The following is a 15,505-nucleotide window of genomic DNA, read 5'->3' on the forward strand; positions in this document are numbered from 1 at the left end:
CTTATTGAATTACATATTCAACCATAGATTCAAATATATGTTGAATTATAGAAGCTTTTAAATATAAAAAATGGGGTGTAAATAATGAAAAAATGGTTGGCTTTATTTATGGTAGCAATGTTCACGCTCGTACTCGCGGCTTGTGGTCAAGACGATAAAACAAGCGGCACGGATGGCGGAGATGCAGCTGGAGATCCACCGGCTGCCACTGAAGAAATCACGATTACCCATCAACTGGGTGAAACGCCTGTTAAGAAGAATCCTTCCCGCGTTGTTGTTTTCGATTTTGGTATCCTGGACTCTGTCGATAAATTAGGTATTGAGGTTCTGGGCGTTCCACAAGCGAACATCCCGGCCTACCTGTCCAAATTCGAAGACAAGAAATACGAGAATGTGGGCAGTCTGAAGGAGCCTGACTTTGAGAAAATCAACAGCATTAACCCGGATCTGATCATCATTTCCGGCAGACAGCAAGATGCGTATGAGGAGCTCAGCAAAATTGCTCCAACCATCTTCCTGGGTGTTGATACAAGCAAATACATGGAATCCTTTAAAGCAAACATGAACACGCTGGGTCAAATCTTTGGTAAAGAAGCAGAAGTTGAAAAAGAGCTTGCTACGATTGACGAGAACATCAAAGCATTGAATGAGAAAGCTACAGCTACCGGTAAGAAAGCATTGATCATCTTGGCTAACGAAGGCAAAATCAGTGCATACGGACCGGGTTCCCGCTTTGGCATTCTGCATGACGTGTTCGGTTTCGGAGCTGTAGATCCTAACATCGAAGTCAGCACACATGGTAAAGACATTTCGAATGAGTACATCGTTGAGATGAACCCGGATTATCTCTTTGTTGTCGACCGCGGTGCAGCGGTTGCCACGGGCGAAGGAGCTTCAGGTGCTAAAGCGGTTGTTGAGAACGAGCTTGTGAATACAACGAACGCGGCAAAAGAGGGTAACATCGTTTACTTGAACCCGGATTTCTGGTATCTTTCCGGCGGCGGCCTGACGTCGGTATCCGAAATGATCACGGAAGTAGACGCAGCTATTAAATAAGTTTAGCGAATTGTTATGAATATAGGAAACACTGGAGCTTTAAGCTCCAGTGTTTTATTTTTTTGCATTAGGGTAAGTGGGTAACGGATAATAAGAAGGACGGATCATGACCGCAGCAGTTGATGATCAACAAGCATTCACAGCCATGATGAGACGATGAGGAGGTCTTTACTATGTTTCGTAATCAAATCTATATTGCTGGACAATGGATTCAGACCGAAGAACAGATGGACGTATATAATCCGGCGGATGGGAAGGTAATAGGTACCGTGTCCAAGGCCGGCAAGAAGGAAGCCGGGCTTGCCGTTGATGCGGCAGCCGATGCGTTTTGCGCATGGTCCCGCAGAACGGCGAATGAGCGGGGAGAACTGCTGCGCCGCTGGCATCAGCTCATAGCGGAACACACGGATGATTTGGCGCGGATTATGACCACAGAGCAGGGGAAACCGCTTAAGGAAGCAGCGGGCGAGATACAATATGCCAACAGCTTTGTGTCCTGGTATGCGGAGGAAGGCAAACGAATCTACGGCGAGACTATACCCGGATCATCCAGCCGGCAGCGCATCATTGTAACGAAGCAACCCGTAGGCGTCGTAGCAGCGATTACGCCGTGGAACTTCCCCGCATCCATGATTACCCGCAAAGTGGCGCCTGCTCTAGCCGCCGGCTGCACCGTGGTGATCAAGCCATCCAGCGAGACGCCGTTCACGGCCATCAAGCTGGTGGAGCTTGCCGATCAGGCCGGTATTCCAGCCGGGGTCATTAACATCGTAACCGGAGCTTCAAGCGACATTTCCGGTGTGTGGCAGGCAGACAGCCGCGTAAGAAAGCTGTCTTTTACAGGATCAACCGAAGTGGGGAAACAGCTGATGGCCGGAGCTGCGGCTAACGTCAAGAAAATATCGCTGGAGCTTGGCGGCCATGCGCCGTTTATCGTAACGGACCAGGCTCATCTGGATCAAGCGGCTGCCGGATTAATCTCCTCCAAATTCCGCAATGGGGGACAGACCTGCGTATGTGCCAATCGGGTTTATGTACAGGAAGGGATTGCGCAGGAGTTTGCCGCAAAGTTTGCTGAGCTTGTGAAGCAATTGAAGGTAGGAAATGGACTGGAGAACGGCGTCGATATCGGTCCTTTGATTAACCGGGACGCTGTGGATAAAGTCGTGAGGCAGATCAAGGACGCGGAAGGGAAGGGCGGCCTCATATTAGCAGGAGGTCAAGCATTACCGGAGCTGGGCCGCAATTATATTGAGCCGACGGTCATTATGAACGCAACCGACGACATGGAATGCATGAACGAGGAAACCTTCGGCCCCCTTGCCCCGATTACCACATTCAAAACGATAGACGAAGCGGTGCAGCGTGCCAACAACAGTCCCTATGGATTAGCTGCCTATGTATTTACGCAGAATCTGGGCGAAGCGGTGAACATTGCGGAATCGCTGGACTACGGGATTGTGGGTGTGAATGATCCCGTTCCTTCGACGGCGCAAGCGCCGTTCGGCGGATTCAAAGAGAGTGGACTAGGCCGGGAAGGCGGGCACTACGGAATGGATGAGTTCCTGGAGGTGAAGTACATTTCGCTTGGTTTATAAGAGCGGGGTGAGTACATCATTACGCTATAGTGCGAAACGGGTGAGCTGTTGAGCAGTTATCAGACTACGTCACACCATACGAACCCAAAATCAAGGGGCATGCTCAAGGTCTACAGACCACGAGCATGCCCCTTTTTTATAATGATTGCAGGATGACCGGTTGGCCGGTTTCCGCGGATTCATTGGCGGCCAGCGTCACTTCCAGCGTCTTGAAGCCGTCTTCATAAGATGCCAGCACGAGGCTCGGATCGTTGTTACGAATGGCGTCAATCAAGGCGTTGGTTAAGTTTTTGTAAAAGTCCGATTTGCTGCGGTACACGATTTCTTTCTCCTTGTCTACAATGGAGAGCGTGGTTCCGTCCAGCACTACGCGGAAGTCGCGACCCATGATCTCGATTCCGCTCCGGTGATCGAACTGGATAAATCCAGTTTGCATATGGCCGACGGCTCCGGAGTCCAACACGAACTGGATGGCGCCCACATCCGGAATGTCGAGGTCCGGAATGTCATTCACCAGCAGCAGCTTCATATCGGCATACAGGCGGGTGATATCGCCGCACAGATAGCGAACCAAGTCCATGGTATGCGTGGACTGCTCAACCAGCTGCCCGCCGGATAATGCCTTCTTGCGCCACCAAGGAGTCGGTACAGGTGTTGTTATGTAGTGGGCGCGAACCATACCGATTTTTTTGTCCTTAAGAAAATCTTTGGCGATCGCAACGGTGTCCAGGTAGCGCAGACAGTAGCCGGAAGCTGCTATGATTCCGCTTTCAGTTATGACCTTGGCTTTGTGTCGGACAGACTGGGCGTCCAGCCCCAGCGGCTTCTCCACCATCAGGTGAATGCCCTTTGCGGCTGCCTGTTCTTCGATATCACCATGGCAAAATGGCGGAATGCATACATACAGCACATCCAGCTGCTCTTGCTCCAGCATCGTGCTGCCGTCCGTATAATAAGCTGTGCCGTACAGTTCGGCCTGCTGCTGCGCTAACGCTTCATTGGTGTCGCATATTGCAGCCAGCTTAACGTGTTCGTTCCCGTGCAGGTTTTTGATATGGACGGCGCCCATGCCTCCCGCTCCAAGCACGCCTGCTTTTATCATAGGTTGCCTCACTCCTGATCGTATAGGATGTTGGTTTCATGTTCCGGTAACTCGATTACTCACACGTGATTATAGCCCCGCTATCCATATTATTCAAGCTTCATTTGAACATAGATTGACGGATCCGCTATGAAAAAAAGCACAGAAGACCTCCTCGAATACCACGAGTACGACTTCTGTGCCGGTTAACGATTACAGCTCCGACAACGCGATTGTCCGATGGCTCGCGGATGATCGGTAGGCGGCTACGGCCACGGCAAGTGCCTTGAGCCCATCTTCACCAGTGACGGATGCTTCTGCTGCGCCGGAGGAAATCGAAGATACGAAATCCCTGATCAGGCTGGCATCCATGCTATCCCCCCATGCATGATGTCGGTATCCGGAATCATCGGTGTATACGTGCAGTTTCTGGCTGGTGGCATTAACGCTAAGGGTCCCGGCAGAGCCTACAATCTCTAAGGTCACGTCGCCCCATGTCGGAAACTCCTTGTTGCGGGACCAGCTGCAATCCAGCGTGGCAAACACACCATTATGGAACTCCATAGTCAGAATGCCGCAATCATCGATAGGGGATTCCGAGATGAGATGGTCGACTTCGGCATACACGTCCTTCACCTCGGCACCTGTAATCCAGCGCATGATATCGGCGACATGCACCGTATGATCAATGACGGCACCTCCGCCGGACAGATTGGGATCGATGAACCAACCGCCGGGATTTCGCCCGCGGTTGGTCCCCTTCATCGCCAGAATACAGCCTAATTTTCCCTCATCGACCATCTGTTTGGCTCGAACGACCGTGGCATTGTAACGCACGGGGAATGCCGTTTGCAGCAGCACGCCGCTTGCTTTGCACGCATCAATCATATCCTGTGCATCCTGTATATTGGTCGAAAGCGGTTTTTCGCAGAGCACATGCACCCCGGCTGCAGCCGCGGCAAGCACGTGCTCCTTATGATGGACATTCTCGGAGGTGACAATGACACCATCCAGGCCTTGACAAAGAAGCTCGTGATAATCCTGATAATAGGCTGTCCCGAAATACTCGGCGTATTTCCGTCCGCGCTCCTCTACAGGATCGGCTATGCCGACAAGCTCTACGCCTTCGATCCCCTGCAGGGCTTTGGCATAACTGAACGCATGCATATGCGCAAAGCTGATTACTCCCAATTTCATAGCTTTCTCTCCTTCTAAAAAAGATGAGAAAGGATAACCACCAGAGGTGTATCCTCCTTATCCCGTAAGAAAAATGATCCGCTGCATGCGGTCTGACATTTGAAAATACGTCGATCGCCTTTTTCTATGTTGAGGCGAGTGTGAGCGCATCGTCCTCGATAACCACCGGTCTGCCGGAGGCCATGGAGGCAAGGGCGGCAAGCGCGATACGAAGCGCTTCGTATGCGTCTTCTGCCGAGACGAGCGGCTCGCTGCCGTCACGGATACACGACATGAAGTGCTCCAATTCCCGGTAATAGGGACTCCGTTCAAGCGGGCTTTCCGGCACGACGACACCGGGGACGGTAGCGGCACTGCTCCGCGTTTTGAAGAGGAGAGGGCTGTCCTTCGCGCTGTCATAATCGATAACGCCGCTTATGCCCGCCATCTCTAAATTCATGGAGAAACCCTCGTGAGCCCAGGTGCCTTCCACATGCGCGATGACACCGCTACGAAAACGTAGGGTTACCAGCGAATAATCCAGCTGGGCCTGATGACGGCCATGAAGCCCTTTGGCATATACGCGCTCAACCTCGCCAAAGCACCAGCGGAGGTAATCAAAATCATGAATCATTGCGTCCAACGTAATTCCGCCGCTCGCCCCAAAGTCACTGTACCAATGGTTCCAGCCCACAGGATAACCGCCGCCCCTGCCTGCCCGGATGACAGCGGGTTTGCCGATGCTGCCCTGATCCAGAAGCGACTTGGCCTTCACATATTCCGGAAAGAAGCGGAGGACGTGACCCACGAATAAACGCACGCCTTTATCCTGGCAATAGTTGATCATGAAGCGTGCATCCGCTTCGCTTCTGGCGAGCGGTTTCTCGCATATGACATGCTTGCCGATGTCCGCGGCTTTGACAACATAGTCCTTATGAAGCGGGGTTGGCAGACAGACGTCAATGACATCAATGCGATCCGCACCCAAACCTGCAATTGCTGCTTCGAATGAAGCATAGGCCTGTGCGCCGTATCTATCCGCCAGCTGCTGTGCTTTTTCCGTCCGGATATCGGCAATCCCGGCAAGCTTAACGCCCGGCATCGAAGCATAGGCGGCGGCATGGGTCCTTCCCATGGTACCTGCACCAATAACTAACACCTGTAACATTTCCGTACACTCCTTTTTTTCTGCATGGTTCGAGCGATCCGTGTCCTATCCTTTAATCCCGTTCATGGCGATCCCTTCAATAAAGTAACGCTGAAGGAAGATAAACAGGATGATGATGGGGAGGGTAGCCATTAAGGCGCCTGCCATCAGCAGCGGGTAATCGGTGGAATGCTGTCCCTGGAAGCTGGATATCCCGATGGAAAGGACACGCATCTCCTCGGAGCTCGTCATGATGAGCGGCCACAGCAGATCGTTCCATGAGGCTAATATGGTGAAGATCGCCAGGGAGACGAGAGCCGCCTTGGATAAAGGCAAGTAAATATTCCAGTAAATTCGGAAATAACTACAGCCATCGATTTTGGCCGCTTCCTCCAGGTCCTTCGGCAGCGTCATAAAGAACTGTCTCAATAAGAATGTACCGAAGGCGCTGAATATGCCGGGTACGATCAGCACGTAGAACGTGTCCAGCCAATTGAACTCGCGCATGATGACAAAGCTCGGAATCATAACAACCTGGGATGGGACCATCAATACGGCTAGGAGCGCGAGAAAGATGGCGTTCTTGAAAGGGAATCTCAGACTGGCAAATGCATAGGCTGCAAGGGAGCACAGAATGAGCTGTCCAGCCGTCCGTCCCACCGTCACGATAACGGTGTTCAAATAATAGGTTCCGAAATCAATGGTTTGGATGACCCGCAGGTAGTTGTCCGGGTGCCATTCCACAGGGAGCCATTTGGGCGGGACAGACATGGAATCCGCAAAGGACTTGAAGGATGTAGATATCATCCATAGAAACGGCATAATCATGAGCAGCGCCCCGACAGCTAAGAGGATGTGGACCGCCAGACGGCTTGCTTTTCCAGCATCGGTTGAAGTATTCACGTCTACACACCTCCTGTTATTGGTAGTGGACCCAGCGCTTCTGAATATACATCTGAACCATGGTGATGATCAGAATAACGATAAACAGAATGAAGGCCTGCGCTGAAGCGTAACCCATTTTGAAGTATTTGAAGCCGTCTTCCCAGATGCTGTATACAACCGTTCGGGTGGATTCCAGCATCGTGGTCTGTTGATCCATCATGATGAAGATCAGGTCAAACACCTGGAACGAATTGATGAAGGACATGACCAAGACAAAGAACAGGCTGGGTGTCAGCAGGGGCAGCGTAATCCGGAAGAACTTGTACAGCGTTCCCGCTCCGTCAAGCGAAGCCGCCTCATAATAGCTGCCGGAAATGCCCTGCAGACCGGACAGCAGAATGACAGCATTGTATCCGATGCTGCTCCAGACACTGACGAGCACGATGGAGAACAAGGCGAATTTCTCATCGAACAGCCAGTTGGGCTGCGGCAGGTTCATGACGCCCAGCACGTGGTTGATCAATCCGAATTCGGAGTTGTATAACCATTTCCACACCATGCCGACGGCAATCGGCATGGTGATCACGGGAATGAAATAGAAGGTGCGGTAAAAGACCATGCCTTTGATCTTCTGGTTCAGGAGCACGGCCAGCACCGTTGCGAGTGCGACGGATAACGGCACCGTACCGACGGTGTACAGCATCGTGTTCAGCATGGAACCGGTGAATTTGTCGTCCTTCATCAAATTTGCGAAGTTATCGAATCCGATGAATTGGGGGGAGGTTAGTCCATCCCACGACGTAAACGACAGGAACAGGGATGCTGCGGAAGGTGCCATATAGAACAGACCGAGGCCCAGCACGACAGGCAGAATGAAGATGTACCCCCAGACAGCTTCGTGTACGGCGAGTTTCCCTGCTTTTCGCTTGGTTGTCGTTTTAGGAGGTTCTGTGGTCACAGTGATGGGAGAGCTCACAGGCTGCACCGTCCTTTCTTAATTTCCGTATTGGGAGCGGCTGCTCGTCATTTCGTTTCTGTCGCTAGGATGGCATTCATCTGTTCGCCGGCATTTTTTAATGCTTCTTCAAACGATTTCTTTCCGAGGAAAGCCGCTTGAATTTCCTTCACTTCAGCGTCCTGCCATTCTGCGGTTTTCTGGGATACCGGATAAGGTACGGCGAACTCCAGGCTGTCCACGAACACCTGCAGGTCAAGAGAAGGAATGGACTTCAGCCAGCCGCCCTCCGTGCCTTTGTACGCAGGCATCGAGAATCCCGATTCGGCGAGTAATTCCTGCCCTTCCTTACCGGAAAGAACTTGAATCAGCTCCCAGGATTCCTGCTCGACTTTCGTTTTGCCGTTGATGGCCCAGCTGAGTCCATGAACGATCGATGCCTTTTCCTTGCCGGCAGGAAGTTCAGCGACACCGAGTTTGTCGCCGAGAAGCTTATACAACTCAGGCGAGTTAACCGATATCCCCGGGAACATGGCCGCCTTGCCCGAGCCGAACAATTGGCGGGACTTCGTTTCAAGCTGCTGCTGCGCGCTTGGGGAATAGCCTTTTTCAATCAAGCTCTGTTCCCACTGGAACGCCGATAGTGCTTCGGGTGTATCAAATCCGGATGATTTCTTATCGTCCGAGATGACGTATCCGCCCGCTTGGGCAATGAAGTTGTAATATCCGATTTGGCTGTCGATCGGGGCTATGAAGCCGTAAATGCCGTTTGATTTATCCGTCAGCTTGGCTGCGTTCTCCTCGACGGTTTGCCAGGTCCAGGTTTTGTCGGGATAAGGCAGACCTGCTTTGTCAAACAATTCTTTATTGTAAAAAAGTCCGACGGAATCCTGGAAATAAGGAAGTCCGTGAAGTTTACCCTGATAGGTGTACATATCGACGAGCGCTTCGGTATAAACCGAGGTGTCCAGGCCGCTTTGCTCAATTAGGGGAGACAGGTCTTTAATTAGACCGGAGGAGGCATAGGAATGAAAGTTAGGGCCGTTCATCCAGTAGACGTCAGGGCCGCTGTTGCCGGCGAGGCTGGTTTTCAGCTTGGTCCAATAATCGGCCCATGGGGTGTAAGTCACTTTCACTTCAACATTCGGGTGCTTCTCATTGAAAATTTTAATGGACTTGTCCAGCGTGTCCCGCACATTTTCGTCCCATAGAGCGACGTTGATGACCTTCTTGCCGTTATTTCCGCCAGAGGCATTGCCGCCTCCGCAAGCGGACAGTAACGCGGTGAACACAAATAATATCGAAATCAGGACAGCAATTCTTTTTTTCATCAGATAACCCTCCTTGAATTCACATGATTTTTGATCAAGCGTGGTTGGTCGTACGGCTTGTTCGAAGTGAATCGGACCCCTTAAAAAGCGATAGTTATTCCATAAGTCGAAAAAAGTTAACATCAAGATGCTATCTTTCTTGACAGAACAACCAGCTTCTATTGCGAAAGATTATATAATTCCCTCTATTATTTTTCAAGATAGCGATTACAAATCGATTTAAATTCTTTTTTTCACAATATGAGCGAATCGTTATGAGACCTAACGAGACTTCTTATTTCGATTGATGGAATAAGTTTTTGTTCCGTTCTGGAACATGTTATAGTGGTTCTATCCTCATTTTTCCGATACAGAAAGTCCTACTATATGAAGAAATTAAAGAAAGGTTGAGCTCGCTTGAACAATATGAAAAAAGGTGATCACAAGCTGATTCAGGCATTAAACCGGTCCAAGGTGCTGAACAAGATCCGTACAGAGGGACCCATATCGAGAATCGATCTGGCCAAAAAAAACAAGCTGAGTCCCTCCACGGTCGCCTCTGCCGTACAGGAGCTTATCAAGGAAGGCTACGTTTCCGAGATTGGAACAGGCTCCTCCAGCGGTGGAAGAAAGCCCATTCTGCTCAAATTCAATCCGGATAATCATTATTTGTTTGCCGTAGCGATTACGAATTCGGTCATGATGCTGGCCCGCATGAATCTGGAGGCGAAGGTGCTCCGGAAGGAAACGCATCCTCTAGCCGGGCTCCAAGGAGAAGCCGTTATCGAGCGGCTGCTGAGCTTGATGGACGATTTCATGTCAGGACAAGCGGACCTGGAGCGGTGTGTCGGGATCTCCATTAACGTGCCGGGCATTGTGAGTGATAGTCAGGGCATGGTGCGTTATAACACGAAACTTCGCATGACCGATGTTCCGTTGAAACGGATTATGGAAGAACGCTACGGGCTGCGGACGTGGGTAGAGAACGATATGAATTCCGTTGTACTGGCTGAACGCAGATTTGGCGATTACGCATATGCGAACCTGATTTATATTTCCATTGGCGACGGGCTTGGTTCCGGTATTTTGATTAACGATCATCTCCTAAGGGGCAAGCATGGCGGTGCCGGCGAATTCGGTCATACGAGCGTAAACCGCAGCGGCATCCGCTGTGAATGCGGCAATGTAGGCTGCTTGGACAGTTACATCAGCTGGATTGCCGTGTATTCGCGAATCATTACGGCGATCGCAACAGGGAGACCGACGCTGATCCAGGAGCTGAGCGGGGGAGATTACAGTAAAATTGTTCCGTCCGTATTCAAGGAAGCTCTTCGCAGAGGGGACAAGCTCGCAAAGGATCTTAATGAGGAAGTGGCGGAGCTTCTGGGAGCGGCCATCGTCAATCTGATCAACATGTTTAATCCCGAAGCTCTGATCCTGGGCGGGGACATGGCACATGGAAATCCGGAATTGCTGGACATGGTTCGCAGCTATATTGACCGGCATGCGCTGCCGATTCTGAAGGAGGACATGGTATTTGGTCTGGCCTCCCTTGGCGAGGAAGACAAGCTAATGGGTGCGGCTTCGGTCCTGCTGCAGGACTTGCTAGGTTTCTCCCTGACGGAATAATGGATTTGACAACGTTTCCACCTGCACGTTATCTTTGGTTAAATGCATATGCGGAAGGGGAGAAGTTGATTGGAGCAGTACATTCTGGCACTTGACCAAGGAACGACAAGCTCGCGCGCGATCCTGTTTAACAAGGAAGGAGAAATCGTACACTCAGCTCATAAGGAGTTTCCGCAGTATTTTCCCAAGCCGGGCTGGGTGGAGCAGAATGCCAATGAAATATGGGGTTCCATTCTTGCGGTCATTGCAACCTGTTTATCCGAAGCGGGCGTAAAGGCGGATCAGATTGCCGGAATCGGAATTACGAATCAGCGGGAAACGGCCGTGGTATGGGATCGCAAGAGCGGCGAACCGATTTACCACGCCATTGTCTGGCAGTCCCGCCAGACGGCGGGCATCTGCGAGGAGCTGATTGCCGCCGGACATGACGGGACGGTTCGGGAGAAGACCGGACTGTTGATTGATCCTTATTTCTCGGGAACGAAGATCAAATGGATCCTCGATCATGTAGACGGTGCCCGTGAGCGGGCCGAGCGCGGAGACGTTATATTCGGGACCATCGATACCTGGCTGATCTGGAAGCTGTCCGGAGGCCAGGCGCACGTGACCGATTATTCCAACGCATCGCGTACGATGCTCTATAACATTCATGAATTAAAATGGGATGAGGAGCTCCTGCAGCTCCTAGATATTCCGATGGCGATGCTGCCTGAAGTCAGGCCTTCTTCCGAGATATATTCCAATACCGTTTCCTATCATTTCTTTGGGCGCGAGGTTCCCATTGCCGGAGCAGCCGGCGATCAGCAGGCGGCGCTGTTCGGGCAGACCTGCTTCTCGAAAGGCATGGTGAAGACAACTTACGGAACCGGCAGCTTTATGCTGATGAACACCGGCGACAAGCCCGTAAAATCCGAGCATGGGCTGATCACTACGATCGCCTGGGGACTGGAAGATGGCGTACAGTATGCACTCGAGGGCAGCGTGTTCGTGGCCGGCTCGGCGATCCAGTGGCTGCGCGACGGGCTGCGGATGTTCCGCGAAGCGAAGGACAGCGAGCCTTATGCGCGCCGGGTCAATTCCACGGAGGGCGTGTACGTGGTGCCGGCTTTTGTTGGACTTGGCAGCCCATACTGGAACAGCGATGTCCGAGGGGCAGTCTTCGGCCTGACACGAGGCACGTCGAAAGAGCATTTCATCCGTGCAACCCTGGAGTCGCTTGCATACCAGACACGGGATGTTCTATCCGTGATGGAAGAGGATTCCGGCTATAATATCACATCCCTGCGTGTGGATGGAGGGGCCGTGTCCAACACGTTTCTCATGGAATTCCAAAGCGACATCCTGAATGTGCCGGTCGAGCGGCCGAACATTACGGAGACAACGGCACTCGGTGCTGCCTATCTGGCGGGGCTCGCTGTCGGCTTCTGGAAGGATCAGGAGGAAATCTGCAGCAAATGGAGCATGGGGCAAAGCTTTAAGCCAACCATGGAGGAAGACGTAAGGGAGCAATTATACAGCGGCTGGAAAAAAGCCGTTTATGCGGCAATGGCTTTTCATTAGCATTTTCTGTGGTATAATGATCAATAAGTGAATATTTGTCTGGAGACTTGGAGAGACCACTAGGCGCGGAATACCTCATGTTATGGGGTTTGTTACTGCGTGTTTCGTGGTCTCTTTTTTGCTGTCTTTTTTCATTGGAAGGGTAACGAGAGATAAAAACAGGGTAAATCATACTGGGAGGGATTCATTGTGAAGCAGGCACAGACGTTTTCAAGTTTGGACCGCAGGCGTCGATTTCAAGAAATGGCAGAGGGAACCTTCGATCTGATTGTCATCGGCGGCGGCATAACCGGTGCAGGAATTGCGCTGGATGCGGTCACGCGCGGGATGTCGGTTTTGTTGGTTGAGATGCAGGACTTTGCCGCAGGAACGAGCAGTCGTTCGACCAAGCTGGTGCATGGCGGACTGAGGTACCTGAAGCAGTTTGAAGTTGGCATGGTGGCCGAGGTTGGCAAAGAACGGGCCGTTGTGTATGAGAACGGACCGCATGTAACCACGCCGGAATGGATGCTCCTGCCGATACACCAGGGTGGCACCTTTGGGAAATTCAGCACCTCCATCGGGTTGATGGTGTATGACTTTCTGGCTGGCGTAAAGCGGGGAGAACGGCGTTCCATGCTGTCCGCATCCGAGACGCTGAAGCGGGAGCCGCTTCTGAAGCAGGAGGGCCTTAAAGGCGGCGGCTATTATGTGGAATACCGGACGGACGATGCCAGGCTGACACTGGAGGTCATGAAGGAGGCAGCCGCCAGAGGGGCGGTTCTGTTTAATTACGCAAAGGCCGAATCGTTGAATTATGATGCAAATGGACGAATTAGCTGGGTGGCGGGGTCAAGTCCGTATCCGGAACCAAGATTGTAAACGCAGCAGGGCCGTGGGTGGATCAGGTGCGCGAAATGGATAAGTCCAAGAAGGGGAAAATGCTTCAGCTGACCAAAGGGGTTCATCTGGTCATCGATCAATCCAAATTCCCGCTTCGTCAAGCGGTGTACTTCGATACACCTGACGGCAGAATGGTGTTTGCCATTCCCCGTGACGGGAAGACCTATGTCGGAACCACCGATACGGTCTATAAGGCCGATCCTGTACGTCCCTTGATTACGGTGGAGGACCGGGATTATATATTGAAAGCTATACATTACATGTTCCCTGGTGTGAAGCTAAGTCCGGCAGACGTGGAATCGGGATGGGCGGGAGTCCGGCCCCTTATACTGGAGGAAGGCAAAAGCCCGTCTGAAATTTCACGCAAGGATGAAATATGGGAGTCCCCGTCCGGCCTGATTACCATTGCCGGTGGCAAGCTTACGGGCTATCGCAAAATGGCCGACACGGTTGTCGATCTGGTTGCAAAACGGATCCAAGAGAACGGCGGGAAAGCATATGGTGCCTGCGTAACGAAGAATCTGCCGATTTCCGGCGGTCAGGTTGGCGGATCCAGCCAATTCCCTGATTTTGTCCGCAAGCAGGCGGAGATTGGCGCCGCGCAAGGAATTGACCGTAAACTCGCTGAGCAGTGGGCGCGAATGTACGGATCTAACGTGTCGGAATTGTTCCGCCTGGCCAAAGAGGGCTCCGACCAAGCGGAGGCAGCGGCGCTTCCGGTATCGGTGCTGGTTCCGCTAATGTATGCGATTCAGCATGAGATGGCAGCGAAGCCGGCCGACTTTTTCATCCGTCGCACGGGTTCCCTGTTATTTCATATCGATTGGACGAGAAAATGGAAGATGCCCGTAATTGATTATATGGCTAGGGTACTGGGTTGGAGCGAGCAGCAGACCCACGAATACACGAAGGAACTGGATGAGGAGCTGGTTTCGGCCACACAGCCGGCAGTAAGCGATCAATCGGCCCCGGCTCCAATTCCGCAAAACCCTTCTACAACGAAACTTTCATCTTAACCGGCATGCAATTTTAAACGGACGGAGGGCAGAGGGGATGACAAGGGTTGACGATCCCCTCTCAAATATAGAAGTAAGGGCACTGGTATGATAATCTATATACGTTCACACTTGAGAGGAGAGATCACCCGATGAACCACAAAGCGTATGAAGGATCATATCACGGAGAGCGCGCGGTTTGGCTCCAGCACGGCCCTTACGAGGCGGCGATATTGCCCGAAATCGGAGGCAATCTCATTGCTTTTAGGGATAACGAAAGCGGTTACCGGTTCCTTCGCGAACCGGAAGCAGACGAAATGGAAGCATTCGAATCCAATCCGGGCGTACACGGCATTCCTGTTCTCTTTCCGCCTAATCGCTATGAGGACGGGCGGTTTCCATGGAATGGAGAAACCTATCAGTTCCCGATCAATGAGGAAGCGACGGGCAATCACCTCCATGGTTTTTTACATACGATTCCTTGGAGCGTCGAGGATTTTGGCAGCAGCGAGTCTGAAAGTTACGTGGTGGTTTCGGTCACCATTAATGAGAATCATCCGGTGTATGCGATGCTCCCGCACCAGTTCACTTTCCGGCTTCGCTACACGCTGAATCAGGATGGCTTGGCCCAGCATGTGTTTATACGTAATCAGGGTAACCGCAGCATGCCGTGCCTGCTAGCCTTTCATACGGCGATCAATGCTCCGTTTGCCCCGGAGAGCACGGCGGATGACTGTGTCGTAAGAATAACGATCGGCGAACGGTGGGAAATGAGTGACCGGATGCTGCCGACCGGCAAGTTCCAGACTCTGACAACAGAAGAGGAGCTGCTTCGGACAAGCGGTGTAACTCCCTATTTTGATTCGATGGACAACCATTACACGGCCGTCCCGCAGAACGGCAGAAACCGTATGGAATTGACAGATACCAAGCTTGGCAAAACATTCGTTTACGATGTCGGCAATTCGTATAAGCAGTGGATGGTATGGAACAACAAGGCCTCCCGGAAGTTCTTCTGTCCGGAGCCGCAGATCAACCTGGTGAACGCACCGAACGTGGACTTGCCTGCTGACGATATCGGTCTGTTCGGTTTGGCTCCGGGTGAAATTTGGGAAGCAACCTCAAGGCTGTATCTTAAGGATTAGTAGTCAGACCCTTTTCTCCCAAAAAAGCGTATGGATTCTGGCACCCGGCTACACAGGGCGTTTACCATCCATACGCTTTATGTTTA

At 51.8% G+C, this 15,505-nt stretch carries 11 protein-coding genes and 1 pseudogene; 6 read left to right on the forward strand and 6 right to left on the reverse strand.

The window, feature by feature from the left end:
* Positions 1–84: 84 nt before the first annotated feature.
* Both ACPV3A_RS15415 and ACPV3A_RS15420 read left to right on the forward strand, forming a co-directional pair.
* Entirely contained in the window at positions 85–1,056 is a 972-nt protein-coding gene (locus ACPV3A_RS15415) for a siderophore ABC transporter substrate-binding protein (protein ID WP_339294410.1), read from the forward strand.
* 173 nt (positions 1,057–1,229) lie between these two features.
* Complete coding sequence (locus tag ACPV3A_RS15420; protein WP_426200157.1) at positions 1,230–2,654, forward strand: NAD-dependent succinate-semialdehyde dehydrogenase; 1,425 nt, start codon at positions 1,230–1,232, stop codon at positions 2,652–2,654.
* 136 nt (positions 2,655–2,790) lie between these two features.
* Here ACPV3A_RS15420 and ACPV3A_RS15425 read toward each other — a convergent pair whose 3' ends face one another.
* The 6 genes from ACPV3A_RS15425 to ACPV3A_RS15450 form a co-directional block, all read right to left on the reverse strand.
* Positions 2,791–3,756, reverse strand: coding sequence for a Gfo/Idh/MocA family protein (locus tag ACPV3A_RS15425; RefSeq protein WP_426200158.1), 966 nt, complete (start codon positions 3,754–3,756; stop codon positions 2,791–2,793).
* A gap of 192 nt (positions 3,757–3,948) precedes the next feature.
* Positions 3,949–4,932 (reverse strand): Gfo/Idh/MocA family protein, encoded by a 984-nt coding sequence (locus tag ACPV3A_RS15430; protein ID WP_426200159.1) that lies wholly within the window; start codon positions 4,930–4,932, stop codon positions 3,949–3,951.
* A gap of 124 nt (positions 4,933–5,056) precedes the next feature.
* Complete coding sequence (locus tag ACPV3A_RS15435) at positions 5,057–6,079, reverse strand: Gfo/Idh/MocA family protein (RefSeq protein ID WP_426200160.1); 1,023 nt, start codon at positions 6,077–6,079, stop codon at positions 5,057–5,059.
* Between the two features lie 45 nt (positions 6,080–6,124).
* Complete coding sequence (locus tag ACPV3A_RS15440; protein WP_113057310.1) at positions 6,125–6,961, reverse strand: carbohydrate ABC transporter permease; 837 nt, start codon at positions 6,959–6,961, stop codon at positions 6,125–6,127.
* 16 nt (positions 6,962–6,977) lie between these two features.
* Entirely contained in the window at positions 6,978–7,919 is a 942-nt protein-coding gene (locus tag ACPV3A_RS15445; protein WP_426200161.1) for a carbohydrate ABC transporter permease, read from the reverse strand.
* 47 nt (positions 7,920–7,966) lie between these two features.
* Complete coding sequence (locus ACPV3A_RS15450; RefSeq protein ID WP_426200162.1) at positions 7,967–9,229, reverse strand: ABC transporter substrate-binding protein; 1,263 nt, start codon at positions 9,227–9,229, stop codon at positions 7,967–7,969.
* A gap of 405 nt (positions 9,230–9,634) precedes the next feature.
* On the opposite strand from ACPV3A_RS15450, the gene ACPV3A_RS15455 reads away from it, so the two are divergent.
* The 4 genes and pseudogenes from ACPV3A_RS15455 to ACPV3A_RS15470 all read left to right on the forward strand — a co-directional run bounded on the left by ACPV3A_RS15455 (position 9,635) and on the right by ACPV3A_RS15470 (position 15,419).
* The gene (locus tag ACPV3A_RS15455; RefSeq protein WP_426200179.1) at positions 9,635–10,837 is read left to right on the forward strand and encodes an ROK family transcriptional regulator; all 1,203 of its coding nucleotides are present in this window, start codon (positions 9,635–9,637) and stop codon (positions 10,835–10,837) included.
* Between the two features lie 69 nt (positions 10,838–10,906).
* Positions 10,907–12,397: a glycerol kinase GlpK gene (gene glpK, locus ACPV3A_RS15460; protein WP_216531801.1), complete on the forward strand. Its 1,491-nt coding sequence runs from the start codon at positions 10,907–10,909 to the stop codon at positions 12,395–12,397.
* Between the two features lie 243 nt (positions 12,398–12,640).
* Positions 12,641–14,295, forward strand: a pseudogene (locus ACPV3A_RS15465) (glycerol-3-phosphate dehydrogenase/oxidase).
* A 131-nt stretch (positions 14,296–14,426) separates the two neighbouring features.
* Complete coding sequence (locus tag ACPV3A_RS15470) at positions 14,427–15,419, forward strand: aldose 1-epimerase (RefSeq protein WP_426200163.1); 993 nt, start codon at positions 14,427–14,429, stop codon at positions 15,417–15,419.
* Positions 15,420–15,505 lie beyond the last annotated feature (86 nt).

Origin of the sequence: Paenibacillus sp. Dod16 (assembly GCF_049893405.1) — a bacterium.
Lineage (GTDB): Bacteria > Bacillota > Bacilli > Paenibacillales > Paenibacillaceae > Paenibacillus_AQ.

Bases quoted from the DNA above. Each gene is read 5' to 3' on its own strand.
- ACPV3A_RS15415 (WP_339294410.1), top strand. From the start codon at position 85: ATGAAAAAATGGTTGGCTTTATTTATGGTAGCAATGTTCACGCTCGTA.
- ACPV3A_RS15420 (WP_426200157.1), top strand. From the start codon at position 1,230: ATGTTTCGTAATCAAATCTATATTGCTGGACAATGGATTCAGACCGAA.
- ACPV3A_RS15425 (WP_426200158.1), bottom strand. From the start codon at position 3,756: ATGATAAAAGCAGGCGTGCTTGGAGCGGGAGGCATGGGCGCCGTCCAT.
- ACPV3A_RS15430 (WP_426200159.1), bottom strand. From the start codon at position 4,932: ATGAAATTGGGAGTAATCAGCTTTGCGCATATGCATGCGTTCAGTTAT.
- ACPV3A_RS15435 (WP_426200160.1), bottom strand. From the start codon at position 6,079: ATGTTACAGGTGTTAGTTATTGGTGCAGGTACCATGGGAAGGACCCAT.
- ACPV3A_RS15450 (WP_426200162.1), bottom strand. From the start codon at position 9,229: ATGAAAAAAAGAATTGCTGTCCTGATTTCGATATTATTTGTGTTCACC.
- ACPV3A_RS15455 (WP_426200179.1), top strand. From the start codon at position 9,635: ATGAAAAAAGGTGATCACAAGCTGATTCAGGCATTAAACCGGTCCAAG.
- ACPV3A_RS15470 (WP_426200163.1), top strand. From the start codon at position 14,427: ATGAACCACAAAGCGTATGAAGGATCATATCACGGAGAGCGCGCGGTT.